The sequence below is a fragment of the Campylobacter sp. CFSAN093229 genome, assembly GCF_011068225.1.
In the GTDB taxonomy this organism is placed as follows: Bacteria; Campylobacterota; Campylobacteria; order Campylobacterales; family Campylobacteraceae; genus Campylobacter_D; species Campylobacter_D jejuni.
This window is the reverse complement of sequence record NZ_JAAMXB010000002.1, coordinates 108,689-126,779: the sequence shown is the minus strand read 5'-3', so window position 1 is coordinate 126,779 and position 18,091 is coordinate 108,689. Positions and strand designations below refer to the sequence as shown.

20 protein-coding genes are annotated in these 18,091 nt (G+C 30.9%); 8 read left to right on the top strand and 12 right to left on the bottom strand.

Features of this window, described 5'->3' with window-relative positions; all coding sequences use genetic code 11:
• Window positions 1-13: 13 nt before the first annotated feature.
• The 4 genes from FBE93_RS00985 to lgt form a co-directional block, all read right to left on the bottom strand.
• Entirely contained in the window at window positions 14-739 is a 726-nt protein-coding gene (locus FBE93_RS00985) for a fumarate reductase iron-sulfur subunit (RefSeq protein ID WP_002854302.1), read from the bottom strand.
• Window positions 732-2,723, bottom strand: coding sequence for a fumarate reductase flavoprotein subunit (locus FBE93_RS00980; protein ID WP_002861159.1), 1,992 nt, complete (start codon window positions 2,721-2,723; stop codon window positions 732-734). Before FBE93_RS00980 ends, FBE93_RS00985 begins: the two co-directional genes overlap by 8 nt.
• Window positions 2,707-3,489 carry a fumarate reductase cytochrome b subunit gene (locus FBE93_RS00975; RefSeq protein WP_002933124.1) on the bottom strand — a complete coding sequence of 261 codons (783 nt, stop codon included), beginning with the start codon at window positions 3,487-3,489 and terminating at the stop codon, window positions 2,707-2,709. Before FBE93_RS00975 ends, FBE93_RS00980 begins: the two co-directional genes overlap by 17 nt.
• A gap of 68 nt (window positions 3,490-3,557) precedes the next feature.
• The gene (gene lgt / locus FBE93_RS00970; RefSeq protein WP_002933122.1) at window positions 3,558-4,373 is read right to left on the bottom strand and encodes a prolipoprotein diacylglyceryl transferase; all 816 of its coding nucleotides are present in this window, start codon (window positions 4,371-4,373) and stop codon (window positions 3,558-3,560) included.
• Window positions 4,374-4,464: 91 nt separating this feature from the next.
• Between lgt and FBE93_RS00965 the strand changes: the two genes are divergently transcribed.
• Window positions 4,465-5,364, top strand: a complete 900-nt coding sequence (locus tag FBE93_RS00965; protein WP_002933121.1) for a membrane lipoprotein lipid attachment site-containing protein — start codon at window positions 4,465-4,467, stop codon at window positions 5,362-5,364.
• A gap of 73 nt (window positions 5,365-5,437) precedes the next feature.
• On the opposite strand, the gene FBE93_RS00960 is transcribed toward FBE93_RS00965, so the two are convergent.
• The 8 genes from FBE93_RS00960 to gatC form a co-directional block, all read right to left on the bottom strand.
• Entirely contained in the window at window positions 5,438-6,226 is a 789-nt protein-coding gene (locus tag FBE93_RS00960; protein ID WP_165434082.1) for a shikimate dehydrogenase, read from the bottom strand.
• Entirely contained in the window at window positions 6,223-7,059 is an 837-nt protein-coding gene (locus FBE93_RS00955) for an SPOR domain-containing protein (protein WP_002933119.1), read from the bottom strand. The genes FBE93_RS00960 and FBE93_RS00955 overlap by 4 nt, the downstream gene beginning before the upstream one ends.
• Window positions 7,060-7,072: 13 nt before the next feature.
• The gene (locus FBE93_RS00950; protein ID WP_002859481.1) at window positions 7,073-7,618 is read right to left on the bottom strand and encodes a DUF1882 domain-containing protein; all 546 of its coding nucleotides are present in this window, start codon (window positions 7,616-7,618) and stop codon (window positions 7,073-7,075) included.
• Complete coding sequence (locus FBE93_RS00945) at window positions 7,615-8,859, bottom strand: serine hydroxymethyltransferase (protein ID WP_002861154.1); 1,245 nt, start codon at window positions 8,857-8,859, stop codon at window positions 7,615-7,617. The genes FBE93_RS00950 and FBE93_RS00945 overlap by 4 nt, the downstream gene beginning before the upstream one ends.
• Complete coding sequence (gene lysS / locus FBE93_RS00940; protein ID WP_002933115.1) at window positions 8,856-10,361, bottom strand: lysine--tRNA ligase; 1,506 nt, start codon at window positions 10,359-10,361, stop codon at window positions 8,856-8,858. The genes FBE93_RS00945 and lysS overlap by 4 nt, the downstream gene beginning before the upstream one ends.
• Window positions 10,362-10,835, bottom strand: coding sequence for a Fur family transcriptional regulator (locus FBE93_RS00935; protein ID WP_002854230.1), 474 nt, complete (start codon window positions 10,833-10,835; stop codon window positions 10,362-10,364). It abuts the gene before it with no gap.
• A gap of 1 nt (window position 10,836) precedes the next feature.
• On the bottom strand, window positions 10,837-11,400 hold the full coding sequence (locus tag FBE93_RS00930) for a CvpA family protein (RefSeq protein ID WP_002933109.1): 564 nt from the start codon (window positions 11,398-11,400) through the stop codon (window positions 10,837-10,839).
• A gap of 67 nt (window positions 11,401-11,467) precedes the next feature.
• Window positions 11,468-11,752, bottom strand: coding sequence for an Asp-tRNA(Asn)/Glu-tRNA(Gln) amidotransferase subunit GatC (gene gatC / locus FBE93_RS00925; protein ID WP_002854550.1), 285 nt, complete (start codon window positions 11,750-11,752; stop codon window positions 11,468-11,470).
• Between the two features lie 143 nt (window positions 11,753-11,895).
• Here gatC and FBE93_RS00920 point away from each other — a divergent pair, with 143 nt between their 5' ends.
• The 7 genes from FBE93_RS00920 (at window position 11,896) to FBE93_RS00890 (ending at window position 18,061) form a co-directional block, all read left to right on the top strand.
• Window positions 11,896-12,474, top strand: a complete 579-nt coding sequence (locus FBE93_RS00920; protein ID WP_002933108.1) for a hypothetical protein — start codon at window positions 11,896-11,898, stop codon at window positions 12,472-12,474.
• The gene (locus FBE93_RS00915; protein WP_165434081.1) at window positions 12,471-13,469 is read left to right on the top strand and encodes a hypothetical protein; all 999 of its coding nucleotides are present in this window, start codon (window positions 12,471-12,473) and stop codon (window positions 13,467-13,469) included. The genes FBE93_RS00920 and FBE93_RS00915 overlap by 4 nt, the downstream gene beginning before the upstream one ends.
• The gene (locus tag FBE93_RS00910; RefSeq protein ID WP_002854689.1) at window positions 13,466-13,756 is read left to right on the top strand and encodes a hypothetical protein; all 291 of its coding nucleotides are present in this window, start codon (window positions 13,466-13,468) and stop codon (window positions 13,754-13,756) included. The genes FBE93_RS00915 and FBE93_RS00910 overlap by 4 nt, the downstream gene beginning before the upstream one ends.
• Entirely contained in the window at window positions 13,743-14,372 is a 630-nt protein-coding gene (locus FBE93_RS00905; RefSeq protein WP_002933106.1) for a type III pantothenate kinase, read from the top strand. Before FBE93_RS00910 ends, FBE93_RS00905 begins: the two co-directional genes overlap by 14 nt.
• Before the next feature lie 118 nt (window positions 14,373-14,490).
• Complete coding sequence (locus FBE93_RS00900) at window positions 14,491-15,837, top strand: FAD-dependent oxidoreductase (RefSeq protein ID WP_165434080.1); 1,347 nt, start codon at window positions 14,491-14,493, stop codon at window positions 15,835-15,837.
• Window positions 15,838-15,885: 48 nt separating this feature from the next.
• Window positions 15,886-17,328: a pyruvate kinase gene (pyk, locus tag FBE93_RS00895; RefSeq protein ID WP_002933104.1), complete on the top strand. Its 1,443-nt coding sequence runs from the start codon at window positions 15,886-15,888 to the stop codon at window positions 17,326-17,328.
• A gap of 97 nt (window positions 17,329-17,425) precedes the next feature.
• Complete coding sequence (locus FBE93_RS00890; protein ID WP_002860276.1) at window positions 17,426-18,061, top strand: hypothetical protein; 636 nt, start codon at window positions 17,426-17,428, stop codon at window positions 18,059-18,061.
• Window positions 18,062-18,091 lie beyond the last annotated feature (30 nt).

Below are 18,091 nucleotides of genomic sequence, written 5' to 3'. Positions count from 1 at the left end.
AAAGGGGAAAGATTTATTTGTTTCTTTGAGCGACAAGTTGTCTTCTCATATAAGCGATTTTACTTTGTAAAGGTAATTCTTTAGGGCAATTATCTTCACAAGCAAGCAATGACATACAACCAAAAACACCATCATCATCGCCTACTAATTCATAAAAATCTTCCACACTTCTATGATCATGCGGATCTTGTAAATATCTAGCTGTTCTTAAAAGTCCTGTAGCAGCTATGAAATTTGGACGCATAAGTTTAGTTGCACAAGAAGCTACACAAATTCCACACTCTATACAACGATCAAGTTCAAAAGTTTCATCCGCAACCTCTGGCTCAATACGTTCTTCAAGTTTAGAAATATCAGTTTCTTTTTCATTATGCACCCAGCTTTCAACACGTTTACACATATCTTCAAACCACTCGCCTGTATTCACGCTTAAATCTTTAATATGTCTAAATGCAGGCATAGGCATAAGCTCTATCACTCCATCAGGATAATCTTTAGTCAAAGTTTTACAAGCAAGTTTTGGTACTCCATTAATCATCATCGCACAAGATCCACAAATCCCTGCACGACAAACAAAGTCAAAACTCAGATCCGCATCCATTTTTTCACGGATTAAAGTCAAACATACAAAAACCGTCATAAAAGGAGTTTCTTCAAGCTCGTAAGTCACAAAATGTGGTTTAGAAATTTTGCTTAAAGGATTATATTTAAATGCCTTTATTGTCAATTTTCTACTCATAATCAACTCCTATTCTTTGGTTTGGTGCTTTATATTTAGCTTGCAATTCATAAGGCATTAAAGCGTTTTGAATTTCATAACGACCTTTGCCTTCAGCTTCCATTTTTTCACGGATAGCATCCACTTCAGCTTGGCGTTTTTCGCTTAAAGGATTTTCTATAATATTTCCTTTAGCTCCATATCCACGGAATGCTGGTGGAATTTCCATTTTCATAATATCAAGCTCTTCGTATTCTATGCGTGGTAAGGTTTCACCTTCTACCCAAAAAGTATTGGTTCTTTTCATCCAATTTAAATCATCTCTTTTTGGATAATCTTCTCTATAATGCGCCCCACGACTTTCTGTTCTTAAAAGCGCTCCATAAGCTACGCAAAGTGCTATTTTTAACATTCTTGGCACTCTATACGCTTCTTCAAGCTCTGGATTTGCACAATCAAGTTCTTTACAATGTACTTTAACATCTTGAGAATCTTTATAAAGTTTTTCAAGCTCATCTACTGCTTCTTTCAAACCTTCACCTGTTCTAAAGATGGCCACCTTATCCCACATGATTTCTTTCATTCTGTTTTTGATTTCAAAAACATTATATTTACCTTCTTTATCTACTAAAGATTTTAAATATTGATACTCTTTAGTTAAGAAGTCTTTTACTACATTTGTGTCAATTACTTCACCATTATTTTTACAATAATCTGCAAAATAATCTCCCACTATCATACCTGCTACAACAGTTTCAGCACATGAATTTCCACCTAAACGATTAAATCCGTGCATATCCCAGCAAGCTGCTTCTCCACAAGCAAAAAGTCCGTTTAACCATTGACTTTCACCTGTTGGTTTAGTTCTAATTCCACCCATAGAATAATGCTGCATTGGAAGAACTGGCGCCCAACCTTTTGGACCTTCATCTGCTGGATCAATACCATTGAAAGTTTTACAAATATCTTGCACATCACGGAGATTTTTTTCCACATGAGCTCTTCCAAGTATAGAAATATCAAGCCATAAATGATCCCCATAAGGACTTTTTACACCTTTACCTTTGCGAATATGCTCCATCATTCTACGACTTACCACATCACGGCTTGCAAGTTCTTTTTTCTCTGGTTCATAATCAGGCATAAAACGATATCCATCCACGTCACGTAAAATTCCACCATCACCACGACAACCCTCAGTAAGCAAAATACCGCTTGGTACAATAGGAGTTGGATGAAATTGCACTGCTTCCATATTTGAAAGTCTGCAAAGCCCTGTTTCAAGAGCGATGGCTGCACCCGTTCCTTCGCAAATTACCGCATTTGTAGTTTGTTTATAAATTCTACCATAGCCCCCTGTTGCTATCATGGTTCCTCTTGCAATATAAGCAATGAGTTGTCCATTAGTTAAATCTCTAGCAATTACACCTAAGCATTTTTTACCATCATGGATGATTCTTACCGCTTCCATTCTATCGATGATCTTTACTTGGTGCTTAATGGCTTCATTTGCTACACCATAAAGCATACAATGCCCTGTTGCATCTGCGATATAGCAAGTTCTCCATTTTTTAGTTCCACCAAAATCTCTAGCATTAATAAGCCCGTGCGCTTCTTCTTTTTCTTCAATCACAGTTTTTTGTGCATTGATTACAACAGTTCTTGGACCTTTAGTAACTCTAGTCCAAGGCACACCCCAAGCCGCAAGTTCACGCACTGCTTTTGGTGCAGTTTGAGCAAACATTCTTGCTACTTCTTGATCACAGCCCCAATCACTTCCTTTTACTGTATCTGCGAAGTGAAGATCTTCATTATCACCCTCACCTTTTGCCCCATTTGCTAAACTTGCCTGCATACCTCCTTGCACCGCTGCAGAGTGAGAACGCTTCACTGGACAAATACTTAAAAGTGTTACACTTTGGCCACTCTTTGCTACTTCAATAGCCGCTCTAAGACCTGCTAATCCTCCGCCTATTACTAAAGCATCACTATATTGTATATTCATAATTTGCTCCATTGTAGTTTTTTATCATCGCAGTAGTCTGGGTTTGATTTTGGTAGTTTTCATAACCTATTTTTATAAATGCTGTAAGACTTAACACACCTAAAACTAGGAAGAAAATACTGATTATCCATTTAGCAGTTTTAAGCTTTTTACGACTTTCTTTTGCATTTTTTCCTTCAAACCAACCCCATTTAACACAAAGTCTATAAAGCCCTATACTTCCATGAAGTTCAACACAGACTAAAAGAACAGCATAAAAAAGCCACATAAAATGACTTACAACCCTATCTCCTGACATATCACCACTAATTTTATCTGCATTGGTTACAATAAAAATAAGATGAGCAGAACCTAAGAAAAACATAATAAAACCTGTAAAAGCTTGAACCCACCATAACGAAGTATCGCTGTGATTCATTTTTTTACTATGTGTTCTTAGTATTTGATACTGACGGTAATTAATAGGAAATTTTCTCATTGCAAGTAAAGCATGAACGAAAAAAACCACTAAAACACAGGCGGCTAAAAATGAAGTAAGATAACTCATAACAGGATTATCGTAAACAAATTTTAATTCTAAAAAATGTACCACAGAATTAAAAAAATCCTCACTGACTAAAATTGTAGAAACAAAAAGCATATGCACCCACATAAAAAGACCTAAAAAAAGCCCTGAGGCACTTTGGATAAAGTCTAATTTCGCAGGCATTTTACTTTTTTTGCCCTCAATGCTCTTACCCAAATAACCTTCGATAAGCTCACGCATCTTTACTCCTTTGTAAAAAGAAATTAAAAAAATCCATTTCATTATATTACAAAAGTCTTTAAGATAGATTAAATATTTACTTTTTTAAACTTTATACAAATATAAACTAACAAAGCTGTTATAAACATTATAAAACTTAAAATTTGTCCCATACTCATACCCCATAAAACAAAACCTATACCAAAATCAGGCTCGCGATAAAATTCACATATAAATCTTGCTAATGAATAAGCACCAGCATACACAAGAATCAATTCCCCTTGAAAACTTTGCTTAAATCTTGCTAAATAAACTATAATAAAAACAACAATACCTTCTAAAAATGCTTCATAAAGTTGCGATGGATGGCGCAATACTCCATCAACATAAATTCCCCAAGGCACATTTGTAATGCGACCAAAAAGCTCTTGATTTAAAAAATTTCCTATACGACCAAAAACATAAGCCAATGGAACACTTAAAGCAACCAAATCAAGAAAAATCCAAGGATTTGTTTTGTATTTTTTACAAAACAATAAAGTAGCTATCAAAAATCCTATAATTGCTCCATGATAACTCATACCTCGAATACCTACAAATTCACCATTAATATAAGGATTAAAAATTTGCCAAGGATGAGTAATATAATACATAGTATTTGCATCATAAATCAAAATATATCCAAGTCTTGCACCTAAAATAACCCCTATTTCAACCCATATAAAATAACTATCCAAATGTTTTTCATTAATGTCTAGTTGAAATTTTCTTACAAAAAATTTAGCCAAAAGCAAAGCCAAAAGCAAAGCTATAATATACATAATACCATACCAATGCACCTTTAAACCAAAGATGCTAAAAGCTATAACATTAAAATTTGAATAAATATGCTGCCAAAATTCCATATATCTTTCCTAATTTTCTTTTATAAAAATATAACAAAAAAACTTTAACTTGCTATAATTAACACAAACACATTAAATAAAGGTAAAAAAAATGAAAAAATATATTTTACTTGCTAGTAGTATGTTAATTTTAGCAGCTTGTGGGGGTACAAGCAGTAATTTTGTTAATGTTTCTATGCCAAATTTTAAACCCCAAGTTCCAACAAAGGTTGAACCTATTGATTCTGGAGTAAGCATTGCTCTTGAGCCTATTAATATAGAACAAAATAACAATTATTCTGATTATTTTGAAAATTCAGTGCTTAAAATTCGCATAGAAAAAGAAATTGATCTTTTAAAACGAAATTTAGAAGAGCAGATCAAAACCATCGCTCAACTAAAAGGCTATAAAATAGTTACTACTAATCCAGACTACACTCTTAAAAGTTCAATCAGTATTTATACGGAAGAAAAAAATGCACAAAAAACAAGCAATTTTATGAGTGGAGATTATGTAAAATCCAATTTAGGTATAAATTTTAAAGGTAAAATAGATTTTATAGATGCACACAATCCACAAAATTCAACCAATCTTTCAAGCAGCACCAAACTGGATTCTTTAGTTGCGCTTAACTATCCTATTAAAAATGATGATGGGGTTAATATGTTTAAAACTACTATCTCCACCGTACCAACTCAACTTAATAAAGGTTTAGAGCAACCTGCTTTTGAAATTGATAAAAGTTTTTTAGCTTTTTATAAAAATACATTAAATACACTTTATAACAATCTTCCAAAAGCAACAGACATAGGCAAAACTATACCTAATACAAACAGTGATTTTAATAGTTTTGATGGCGATGCCACCTTTGAAGAAAGCTTACCTCAAACAAATTCTAATCAAAATAATACAATTGAAAACACACCTACGCAAAATATTCCTACAAATCCATCTTCAACAAATCAAAATAATCAAAGTAAAAATCAAGATGGGGTGGAAATATTTGAATGATAAAACTTGTGGGAAAATTAAACTTTCTCACACAAAAAATAAGTTTTTCTTATGCAAAAAAATAACTATCATTCTACTTTAAAATCAATGCCTGTTGCATTGCATTTTTTATCATCTCTCTTTTATCTCGTATTTCAAAAAAAAGCTCAAAAGCAAAAACCCCTTGCCATAAAAGCATATCAAGTCCATCTTTAATTTTTAAATGATACTCTTTACACAATCTATAAAAAGGTGTTTCTCTGCCATAAATTACCTCAAAAGCAAATTTAGCTTTAGGTAAAATTCTATCTAAAAGCTCTCTATCACAAGGTAAATTTTCATCTTTTAATCCAGCAGAAGTTGAATTTACAACCAAATCAAAGTCAAAATCTTGCAAGTTTTTATAAAGATAAGTTGGATAAGCTAAAAAATCTTTAAATCTTTCTTTACTACGATTAGCTATATACACTTCTACGCCTTTTTGTTTTAATACATAAGCAAGCGCCAAAGCTGTACCTCCAGCACCCAAAATCAAAGCTTTTTTTATATTATCAAAATCCTTAATAGCTTCCAAAAAACCTAAAGCATCAGTATTATAAGCGTAAATTTTATCTTCTTTTAAGCATAAAGTATTTGCAGAGCCAATATTTATAGCAAAATCATCCTTCACATCAGCAATATCTAAAGCTTTTTCCTTAAAAGGCAAAGTAATATTAGCTCCACTAAGTCCTAATTTAAAAAAATCTTCTCTTAAACAGTTAGTATTTCTTAAATGATAGCGTGTATAAATGCTATCAAGTCCTAAGGCTTTGATGGCATTATTATGCATTCTAGGCGATTTAGAGTGAGAAATAGGATCGCCTATAACTGCTAAAAATTTCATTTTAAAGTAAAAGAAAAAGCATCTTTTGCAATATCCTTACGGATTTTAGCAAGTTCTGCTGCAATATCTGCTTTTTCAAATGGTCCTATTAAAACCTTGGTAATTTCTTTACCTCCAACTGTAGTTTTATAAAGTTTATAATCATAACCTTTTTGTTTTACAGAAGCAAGTTCTTTTGATTTTTGATCCAAATTACTTACTGAGAAAATTTGCACATAAATACCCGATGCTAAACCACTTGGATGTACAGGTTTAGCATCAACATTTTTAAATAAATCATTTGCATTTTGTTCTTTTTTAGGGGTTTGTTTTGCACTTTCTTTTTCTTTTTTTACAGCTGTTTGTTTTTTTGCTTCTTCTTTAGGTTTTGCAGTTTGTGTTACTTCTTGTTTAGGAGTACTTGCTTGTGGAGTGGTATTTTCTGAAGTAGTTGCTGTTGGTTCTGCTGGAACTTCTTGATCAGGCATGGCAAAATTTGTAGTATCATTGTTATTTGAACTAGAGGTTGTTGTATTTTGAGTTGTATTTTGTTCATCTTGAAATTGTTTTCTTAATGCCTCAAATTGATCTTCTGCTGAAGTATTATCTGTAATTGGCATACTTTCAAAAGAAGTATCATTGTTATTGTCTTGAGTTGCTATAGGTTCACTTGGCAATACACTTTGATTTTGCGTATTTTCATCACCACTACCATTAATAAGCTTCATAACTATCATGATAGCTAAAAACAAAATAACTAAAGCAATAACTCGTAAAAGAATTTTTTTTACTTTTTCACTTTTATTACTTTTTTCTAAAATAATATCATCAAATTCATTTTTTTGATTTTCCATAATTTGTCCTTTCTTACATATGCTTAGACCAAGAACTTCCTCGTTCTTTTTGATAAACCTCATAAGGCAATATTAAAATATTAAATTCCCTAGGTACATCCATGCTAGGAAACACCTTCCATTCTACTGGCATTTTACTTGCAAACATCATTGAAAGTTTAGACGCTAAAGAATAACCTTCGTTTAACGCCGTGTGTCCTTTGTGAATATAAAGATGTAAATGTCCTGGAGTTTTAGTCTTATAGGCTGTGAAATTTATAAAACCTTCTTCTCTTAAAATAAGTTGTGCACGGTGATAAAATCTTTCAGCATTAAAACCATTATAATCAAAGACAATATTTTCTACTTTATTATCTTTTGTTATTAAATCATGAGCGACAACAATTTTTTTAGCAGCGTGTTCTCTCATGACATTTAAATTTAAAGGAGCATCAACTCTTTCAAATTTATCAAAAAATAAGCGACCTCTATGTGTAATTTTATTTACAATTTTATCGCGTCTTATATAATAATGATCGCCAATTATTTTAATTAGCGACATATCCATTGGTGAAATCAAAACATAGCCCTTTCATAAATAATAAAATTACTTGCAAGTTTTTTTAATTCTTGTTTAATATTCTTTTGTAATTTTTCATTATTAATATCATCTAAAATATCTGCAATATAATTTGACACAATTTCCATTTCTTTTTCTTTAAAACCTCTGGCAGTAAGGGCTGGAGTTCCAAGTCTTAATCCACTTGTGATAAAAGGACTTCTAATCTCTCCTGGAACGGTATTTTTATTTGCAGTAATACCTGCATTTCCAAGAGCTAAATCTGCATCTTTTCCACTAAATTCACGATCTAAAAAACTCATTAAAACAAGGTGATTATCCGTTCCATCGCTAACAAGTTTAAATTTTCTATCCATTAAAACATTAGCTAAAACTTGAGCATTGGTTCTTACTTGTTTTGCATAGACTTTCCACTCATCGCTAAGATTAAATTTAAATCCTACTGCTTTTGCAGCAATTACATGCATCAAAGGACCACCTTGAATACCTGGAAAAATGGCAGAATTAATTTTTTTAGCAAGCTCTTCATCATTTGTCATAATAATACCACCTCTTGGGCCACGCAAAGTTTTATGCGTAGTTGAACTTACTACATGAGCGTGTGGAAAAGGACTTGGATGTTCGCCTGCTACAACAAGACCTGCAATATGTGCTATATCAGCAAAAAGATAGGCGCCTACTTCATCAGCGATTTCTCTAAATTTAGCAAAATCAATCACTCTTGCATAAGCACTAGCTCCACAAACTATTAATTTTGGCTTTTCTTTTTTAGCAATTTCTCTTACTTTTTCATAATCAATTCTTCCATCAAGTTCTACGCCGTAAAAACAACTTTCGTACATTTTACCTGAAGAACTTACTTTTGCACCATGAGTTAAATGTCCACCATGACTTAAATCCATTCCTAAAATTTTATCACCTGGATTAATCAAAGCCGCATAAACACCTTGATTAGCTTGAGAACCTGAATTAGGCTGAACATTAGCAAATTTACAATTAAAAAGTTTTTTACATCTTTCAATAGCTAGAGTTTCAATCTCATCAACAAATTCACAACCACCATAATATCTTTTACCCGGATAACCCTCTGCGTATTTGTTTGTCAAAATACTTCCCATAACTTCCATTACTTCAGGCAAAGTGAAATTTTCACTCGCTATCATTTCAAGACCTTCACATTGACGCTCTAACTCTTTGTTTGTCAAATCAAAAATTTCTTTATCAAACATTTCTAAACTCATTCTTTCTCCTTTAGTTCTGATTTTAATGGACGCATTGCAGGAAACAATATCACATCTCGAATAGATTTTTTATTTGTCAAAAGCATAACAAGTCTATCTATGCCTATACCCTGCCCTGCCGTTGGAGGCATTCCATAACCCAAAGCATTTACAAAATCTTCATCCATTTCGCAAGCCTCTTCATCGCCTGCATTTTTAGCTTCAATTTGTTTTAAAAATCTCTCATATTGATCAAGAGGATCATTAAGCTCATTAAAACCATTTGCCAATTCTCTTCCACAAATAAACAACTCAAATCTCTCAGCAATCTGAGAATCCTCATCGCTACGTCTTGATAAAGGACTTATGGAAATAGGAAAATCAATCACAAAAGTAGGATTGATCAATTTTTCTTCCACATAATTATCAAAAAGTTCAGCTTGTAAATGTCCAAGTTCAAGCTTTTCATTCGCTTCAAAACCATCTACTTTTAATTTAGTAAGAATTTTTTCTTTATCTTCGATTAAACCCCTATCTAAACCACCATATTTACAAAGTGCATCTTTATAGGTTATTCTTTCAAAAGGTTTAGAAAAATCTATCATTTTTCCATCAAATTCTATTGTTTTTCCCAAATTAAGTTTATCTAAAAGCAAAGCAAAAAGTTCTTCAGTTAAATCCATTAAATCTTTATAATTATGATAAGCCCAATAAAATTCTATAGTTGTAAATTCGGGATTATGAGTTAAATCCATACCTTCGTTTCTAAAACAACGATTGATTTCAAAAACTGCCTCAAAACCACCCACTACAAGTCTTTTAAGATAAAGTTCTGGAGCAATTCTTAAAAATCTTTCTACGCCTAAAGAATTGTGAAAAGTTACAAAAGGCTTAGCGTTTGCTCCACCTGCAATCGGATGCATCATAGGAGTTTCTACTTCTAAAAAGCCTTTATTTTCAAAAAAATAACGAATCAAACTCACCACTTTAGAACGCACTAAAAAATCTTTTCTAACTTCTGCATTCATTATCATATCAACATAACGTTTACGATATCTTTGTTCAATATCTGTTAATCCATGATATTTTTCAGGTAAAGGAACAATAGCTTTTGTAGCGAGTTTTACTTCACTTGCATGCAAACTAAACTCACCTGTTTTAGTTACAAAAGGAAAACCTTTAACCAAAACAATATCACCTACTTCTAAATTCTTTTTCAAAATCGCATAAAGTTCTTCACCTACGCTATCTTTACTAAAATAAATTTGTAAATTTGTATCCTCATCTTCAATGTTTGCAAAAATCGATTTCCCAGCTATACGCAAAAGTTTCAAACGTCCTGCAACAACAGCATTGACACTTTCATCTCTTTTTTCAACTTGCTCTAAAATATAAGAAAATTTATCCTTAAAAGTCTTTAAAGACATTTCTTTTTCTAAAAAATGAGGATAAGGATTGATCCCTAAATTTTTTAATCCCTTAGCTTTTTCTATTCTTTGCTGCTCTAAAATATTATCAAACATTTATATTTTTACCTTTGCTTTTTGATTATTACAATCACCACAAACACCATAAAGCTGCATCAAATGCCCTGTAAGTTTAAAACCATGTTCTTTTGCAATCAAGGCTTGCTGTCTTTCTATAATAGGATTTTCAAATTCTATAATTTTTCCGCAATTTTTACATATCATATGATCATGGTGAGGCTTATTGGCAAGCTCGTATTTTTTACCTGCTGAACCAAAAGAAATGGAAGTTACCATTTCTGCTTCTTCAAGCAAATTTAAAGTACGATAAACAGTTGCAATTCCTACATTTAAATCAGGTTCAGCTTGTTTGATTTCCATATATAAACTTTCGGGTGTGTAATGAGTATCACTATGATAAAGAGTTTTTAAAAGCACTTCTCTTTGCTTAGTATATTTAAGTCCGCCTTGTCTTAATATTTTTTTAAACCTCTCAAGTAAAACATCATATTCCACATTTTCTATCAGCATATCACTCCCCTTTTTGAGTATTGTTTAAATCACTTACAATATCTTGCAACTTTTCATTAGCATGATCTAGACTATTTTCTGTTAAAGGTTGATTCATAATAAAAGATCCAGTTTCTTTAAGCAAATTCAAAGTATAGCTATTTTTAGCAAAATTATCTAATTTATCATTTAAAAAATCGATTCTTGCTACACAAAAAACTAAAATTGCAAAAATTAAAAAGATTTTTGCTCCGCCAAATATAAAGCCACCAATACGATCTAAAAAACCTAGGCCACTTAATTTAATCAACTTAGAAAGAAAATTACCTACCAACAAACAAGCTATCCAAAAAATAATTAATATGGCCAAAAATCCAGCAAATCCAGCTAAGCTTTGATTTTCTATCTTATAAAAAGTACTTTGTATAAATTCAGCCGCTTGAGTTGCGTATTTTGAAGCAATAAAAACACCACCAATAATACCCAAAAGTCCAAAAATTTCTTTTATCAAACCATTGATAATACCCTTAAGCCCTAAAAGCAAGGTAAATCCTAAAATAAAAGCATCAAACCAATAAAAATTCATTTCAATCACTCTCTGATTTTTTTTGTTTTAAATTTATTCTACAAATAAGCACTAAATGCTAAGTTAATCATTCTATGATTTTAGGAACAACAAAAAAATGTTCTTGTTTTTTTGGAGCACAATCTAAAACCTCATCAATAACATTGCTATTTCTTATCTCATCAATCCTCAAAGGAGCTCCACCTTTTATAGTACTCACAGTAATCTCTTGGGAATCTAGATCAAGTTCGTTTAATTTTTCAACAAAATTCACAATTTCACTTAACTGTACAATGGTTTCATTTCTGTTTTTTGTTATTTGTAAAGCACTTAATTTTTCAAGCTTGCTTAATAATTTCTCATCTATTTGCATTTCTTAAACCTTAATAAAAAAGTTAAAATTTTGAAAATTATATCATAAAAAGCTTTAAATTGTTTAGGATATTTTGCAATTTATATGATACAATACCATAATTTTTCTATACAAAAATAAAAATATTTTTTCAAGGATAAATTTTGGGACTAAAAGATAATTTAAAAGCTGTTAAAAATGAACTTAACACAGAAGAACAATTTATAGAAAATTTTATCAAAGGAGAGAGATTTATACGCAAGTATAAATTTTATATATCTGCTGTTGTGATAATTTTAGTTGCTTGGTTTGCTGGAAATTTTATAATCTCAAAAATAAACGATTATAAAACAAAAGAAGCAAATGAAATTTATGCCAATCTAATACAAGATCCTAGCAATAAAAATCTTTTAGAACAACTTAAAAATAAAAATACTAATCTTTACACTATCTTTTTACTAAAAGAAAATATTAATGATTTTAATAATACAGCTCTCCAAAATGAACTAAAACAAATTTATAGTAATACTCAAACAAACACTTTACTTAAAAATATTATCGCATTATCTTTAGGAGATAAATCGATATTTTTAAAAAATTATGATAAATTATTAGAAGCTTACAAACTTTTAGAGCAAAATAAAATCGAAGAAGCTAATGTTTTACTTTCTCAGATAAAAGAAAATTCAAGTTTAAATCAAATAGCTAAAAATCTCAAACATTATCAAGGCATTACACAATGAAAAAAATATTTTTAACACTATTTTGTTTAATATTTCTATGTGCTTGTGGCACCAAAAGACAATATTTTGAACCAAAACAAACCGATGGAGATTTAAGTCATAATAGCAATTTAAAAAGTAAAATCGTTGATTGGAATCTAGTTTCTGCAAAACTTAGCAATAATACAGCTATCTTAAAAAATAATATCTCCATAGACAAGTTTAAACTTCCTAAAAATTATATGCTTCTAGCTTATCAAGATGGGGAATATTTTACTGCAGATAATAATGGAAATTTAAAAATTTTTGACAATTCTTATAATGAAATTTATAATTTTCAATTTGATGCTAGTGTTGTAGGAGTAGCTTCTAATGGAGATGATTTAGCCCTTGTACTTGCAAACAATACTATAGTTCTTGCAAATCGTTCTTTGGGTATTAAATTCAGTCAAACCCTAACCTCAGCTCCAGCCCAAGACAGTCGTACCGCTAATCCTATATTTTTAGACAATATCATCGTTTATCCAACACTAGATGGTAAAATTTTAATTCTTTCAAGAAACAATCTTCAAATCATTAAAGATGTGGTTATTTCAGCAGAAAATTTTTTCAACAATGTAATCCATCTAAGTGTAATCGGAGATAAACTTATAGCAGCAACAGCTAAAAAAATCATTGTTGTAAGCCCTGCTAGAACTCTTTATCTTGACGCTGACATAAAAGATATTGCACTTAGCGATGATGGTATTTTTATACTAGAAAAAGATGGCACTATTATTAAAACTGATTATAACTTAAGAAAAATTGCGGAAAAAAAATTTGAATTTGCTATTTTTGTAAAAAGCAATATATACAATAATTATTTATATATTTTTGAAAAAACAGGCTATCTTATCAAAATGAATCTGAATTTAGATAATGCACAAGTATTTAAACTTTCAGAAGCTGTTGATAAAATTTCTTTCATGGGAAATGGTAAATTTTACTACGGAGATAAAATTTTAGATTTGCTATGATAAAAATTTTAGAACAAACAATAAAGGCTTTAAAATTAAATTTAAAGCCCTATGACTTAAGTATGTTGACTAGAAAAAAAAGTTATATTTGCGCTAAAGATCAAAATAACATTCTTTTTATGTATACAGGAAAAACAAAATTTTTAATGAAAGATGCCTTATTTTTAGAAAATCTAGCACAGCAAATTAACATAAATAACAAATATTTTTTTAGCATGGCTTCTCTTTGCTCTAAAGCAAAAAATCATCTAGAAATGAAAGGATTTAATATCTATGCTGCTCTGTGATATTGGGAATTCAAATGCTAATTTCCTAGATGATAACAAATATTTTACTCTTAGTATAGATCAGTTTTTAGAATTTAAAAATGAACAAAAAATTTTTTATATCAATGTCAATGAACATCTCAAAGAATATTTAAAAAATCAAAAAAATTTTATCAATCTTGAACCTTATTTTTTATTTGATACAATTTATCAAGGATTAGGAATCGATCGCATAGCAGCTTGTTATACTATTGAAGATGGAGTTGTTGTAGATGCAGGTAGTGCTATTACAATTGATATTATTTCTAATTCTATACATCTTGGTGGTTTTATCTTGCCAGGTATTGCAAATTATAAAAAAATTTATAGCCATATTTCACCACGATTAAAAAGTGAATTTAACACTCAAGTTAGTCTTGATGCATTCCCACAAAAAACCATGGATGCTTTAAGTTATGGTGTTTTTAAAGGAATTTACCTACTGATAAAAGATGCCGCTCAAAATAAAAAGCTTTATTTCACTGGTGGAGATGGGCAATTTTTAGCAAATTATTTCGATCACGCAATTTATGATAAACTTTTAATCTTTCGAGGAATGAAAAAAATTATAAAAGAAAATCCCAATTTACTTTATTAAAAATGTTACAAAAATTCTCATTGATATCAAACCTTAATGAAATTTAACTTTTTGTAAAACAAATTCAATTAAACTTCTATTTAGAAAAAAGTTTATTAAAATAAAAAAAGGAAAAACAATGAGTCAACAAGAATTTGATGTGCTTGTCATCGGAGCTGGAATTTCAGGAGCAGCATTATTTTACGAGCTTGCAAGATATACAAATATTAAAAATATTGCTTTGATAGAAAAATATAATACAGCTGCAACATTAAATTCTAAGGGAACGAGTAATTCTCAAACCATTCATTGTGGAGATATTGAAACCAATTATACTTTAGAAAAAGCGCGAAAAGTAAAAAGAACAGCTGATATGATAGTTAAATATGGACTCATGCAAAATGCGCAAAATAATTTCATGTTTTCTCATCAAAAAATGGCTCTAGCTGTTGGAGATATAGAATGTGATTATATGAAAAAACGCTATGAAGAATTTAAAGAACTTTATCCTTATATAAAATTTTTCGATAAAGCAAAAATCAAACAAATTGAACCCAAGGTTGTTTTAGGAGAAGATTGCAATCAAGATAGACCTGAAAATATCTGCGCCATGGGTGTTGAAAGCGGCGAGGTTTTTACAACTGTAGATTTTGGGAAAATGAGTATAAATCTAATAGAACAAGCCCAAAAACAAAATAAAAATACTTTCGTTGCCTTTAATCAAGAAATTATTCACATAGAAAAAAAGGATGATATTTTTATATTAAAAACCTCAAATCATCAAGAATACCATGCCAAAAGCGTAGTTGTCAATGCTGGAGCACACTCTTTATATTTAGCACATAAAATGAACTTAGGTATGGATAAGTCTTGTTGGCCTGTTGCAGGAAGTTTTTATTTAACCAAACAAAAACTTTTAAATGGTAAGGTTTATATGGTGCAAAATCCTAAACTTCCATTTGCAGCTCTTCATGGAGATCCTGATTTGCTTGCTGATATGAACACTCGCTTTGGACCTACCGCACTTGTTATTCCAAAACTAGAACGTTATCATGGTCTAAAATCAGTTCCAGAATTTTTTGAAGCGCTAAAACTTGATAAAACTGTTTTAAAAGTAACTTTTAATATGTTTAAAGATGCAACAATTAGAAATTACATCTTTTATAATTATCTTTTTGAACTACCTTTTGTTAATAAAAGCTTATTTGTTAAAGATGCCAAAAAAATAGTCCCAAGTCTTAAAGCAAGCGATATTTATTATGCGAAAGGTTTTGGAGGCGTAAGACCGCAAGTTATTGATAAAACTAAAGGAGAATTAATGCTAGGTGAAGCAAGCATCACAGAAACCCCTGGTATTATTTTCAATATGACTCCAAGCCCTGGAGCAACAAGTTGTTTAGGAAATGCCGAAAGAGATGCAAAGCTTGTATGTAATTACCTAGGAATGGAATTTAACGAAGATAAATTTTCTTCAGAATTATTGTAATCATTTTGTTTCTATTTTTAGCTACAATAATTTCAAAAGGAGTTTACCATGCTTAAAAAAACAAAAATTGTAGCCACAGTAGGTCCAGCAAGTGAAAAGGAAGAAATTCTACGCCAAATGATTATCAATGGTGTAAATGTTTTCCGTTTAAACTTTTCTCATGGAACACATGAGTATCATAAAAAAAACTTAGATACCATAAGAAGAGTAGCTAAAGAATTGCATACTCGTATTGGAATTTTACAAGACATTAGTGGTCCTAAAATTCGTACAGGTGAACTTAAAGAACCATTTGAATTAAAAAAGGGTGATAGACTTGATTTTTATCGTGAAACAATTTTAGGGGAGAAGATTGCTCAAAATCATTATAAAATCAGCATCAATCAAAAATCCATTTTAGATATGTTAAAAATTGATGAATATATTTATCTATATGATGGATCAATTCGTGCTAAAGTAGTAAGCATAGATGATCAAAAAATTGAAACCATTATAGAAAATGATGGTTTTTTAAACTCAAATAAAGGTATTAATTTTCCGAATACTAAAATCAATATTGATGTTATTACACAAAAAGATAAAAATGATTTACTTTGGGGTATAAAAAATGAAGTAGATTTTTTAGCAATATCTTTCGTACAAAATGCGCACGATATTGATGAAGTTCGTGAAATTTTAGCACAAAATAACGCAAAAATATCTATTTTTGCAAAAATTGAAAAATTTGATGCAGTAGAAAATATTGATGAGATTATTAAATCTAGCGATGGTATAATGGTTGCAAGAGGAGACTTAGGTATTGAGGTACCTTATTATAAAGTTCCTAATATCCAAAAAGAAATTATACAAAAAGCAAACAATGCCTCTAAGCCTGTTATTACTGCGACTCAGATGCTTTTTTCATTAGCCAAAAGCAAAACCGCCACAAGAGCTGAAATTTCAGATGTTGCAAATGCTGTTTTAGATGGAACAGATGCAGTAATGCTAAGTGAAGAAAGCGCCGTTGGTATAGATCCTGCAAACGCTGTTGATATAATGTGCCAAACTATAATAGAAACAGAAAAACGCTATCCATATAACAAATTTAATGATTTTAATGATTTAGACAATACAGATAAAATCATGCGTTCTTCAGCTCATCTTGCAACAGATCTTAATGCTAATGCTATTTTTTCTTTAACAAGTAGCGGAAAATCTGCTATTAAGATTGCAAGATATCGTCCAAATATAGAAATCATAGCAGTAGGGCATTCTGAAAAAACCTTAAACTCTTTAAGTATAGTTTGGGGAGTTAATCCTGCGATCTTGGTTAACAAAAGTAATGAACTTACAGAATTATTAAAAGACTCTGTAAGATCAAGTGTTGAAAAAGGTTTTATGGATGAAGACAAATGCTATCTTCTAACTGCAGGCTTTCCAACAGGAGTAGAAGGTACTAGCAATCTTATCCGCATTCTCAATAAAGAGCAAGTTGCTTATTATCTACAATAAAACATTAAATTCCTTTGAAAATAAGGAATTTAATGTCCTTATAAATTTTTTAAGTCAAAAGTCGATATAAATTAAAGCCTCACACAAAGGAGCAAATATGCAAGTGAATACTTTTTCAAATATCGCTAGCATGGCACAAACACAAGTTAGCAATAAGAAGGCAGATGATGCTAAGGAAAACACAAAAGACAAAAATGTTCAAAGTGCTAATTCTAGCAAGGATGTAGATAAAAATACCCTTGAAAAATTAAATGCACTTGGTGGAAAGGGCATTACACAAATTTACCTAGTTCAGTTTCAACAGCAAACAATGAATGCTGTAATAGGTTCGAGCAATGCCCAAACTGGACTAGATAGTCTTTTAAATGGTGCCAATTTAGATACTGCGAAATCTATACTTACAAATATTGATTTTGCATCCTTAGGCTACAGTGGCAAAAATCCACTTGATATGAATACAGATGAACTTCAACAACTTGTAAGTGAAGATGGTTTTTTTGGAGTGGAAAATACAGCCAATCGCATCGCGGATTTTGTTATTAAAGGCGGTGGCGACGATGTTGAAAAATTGAAAAAAGGTCTTGAAGGTATGAAAAAAGGATTTGAGCAAGCAGAAAAAATGTGGGGTGGAGAACTTCCTCAAATCAGTCAAGATACAATAGATGCGGCACTTAAAAAAGTTAGCGATCGCATTGATGAACTAGGCGGAAAAACTCTAGATCTTCAAGCTTAACTAAAAATGCTTAGAAATTTCTAAGCATTT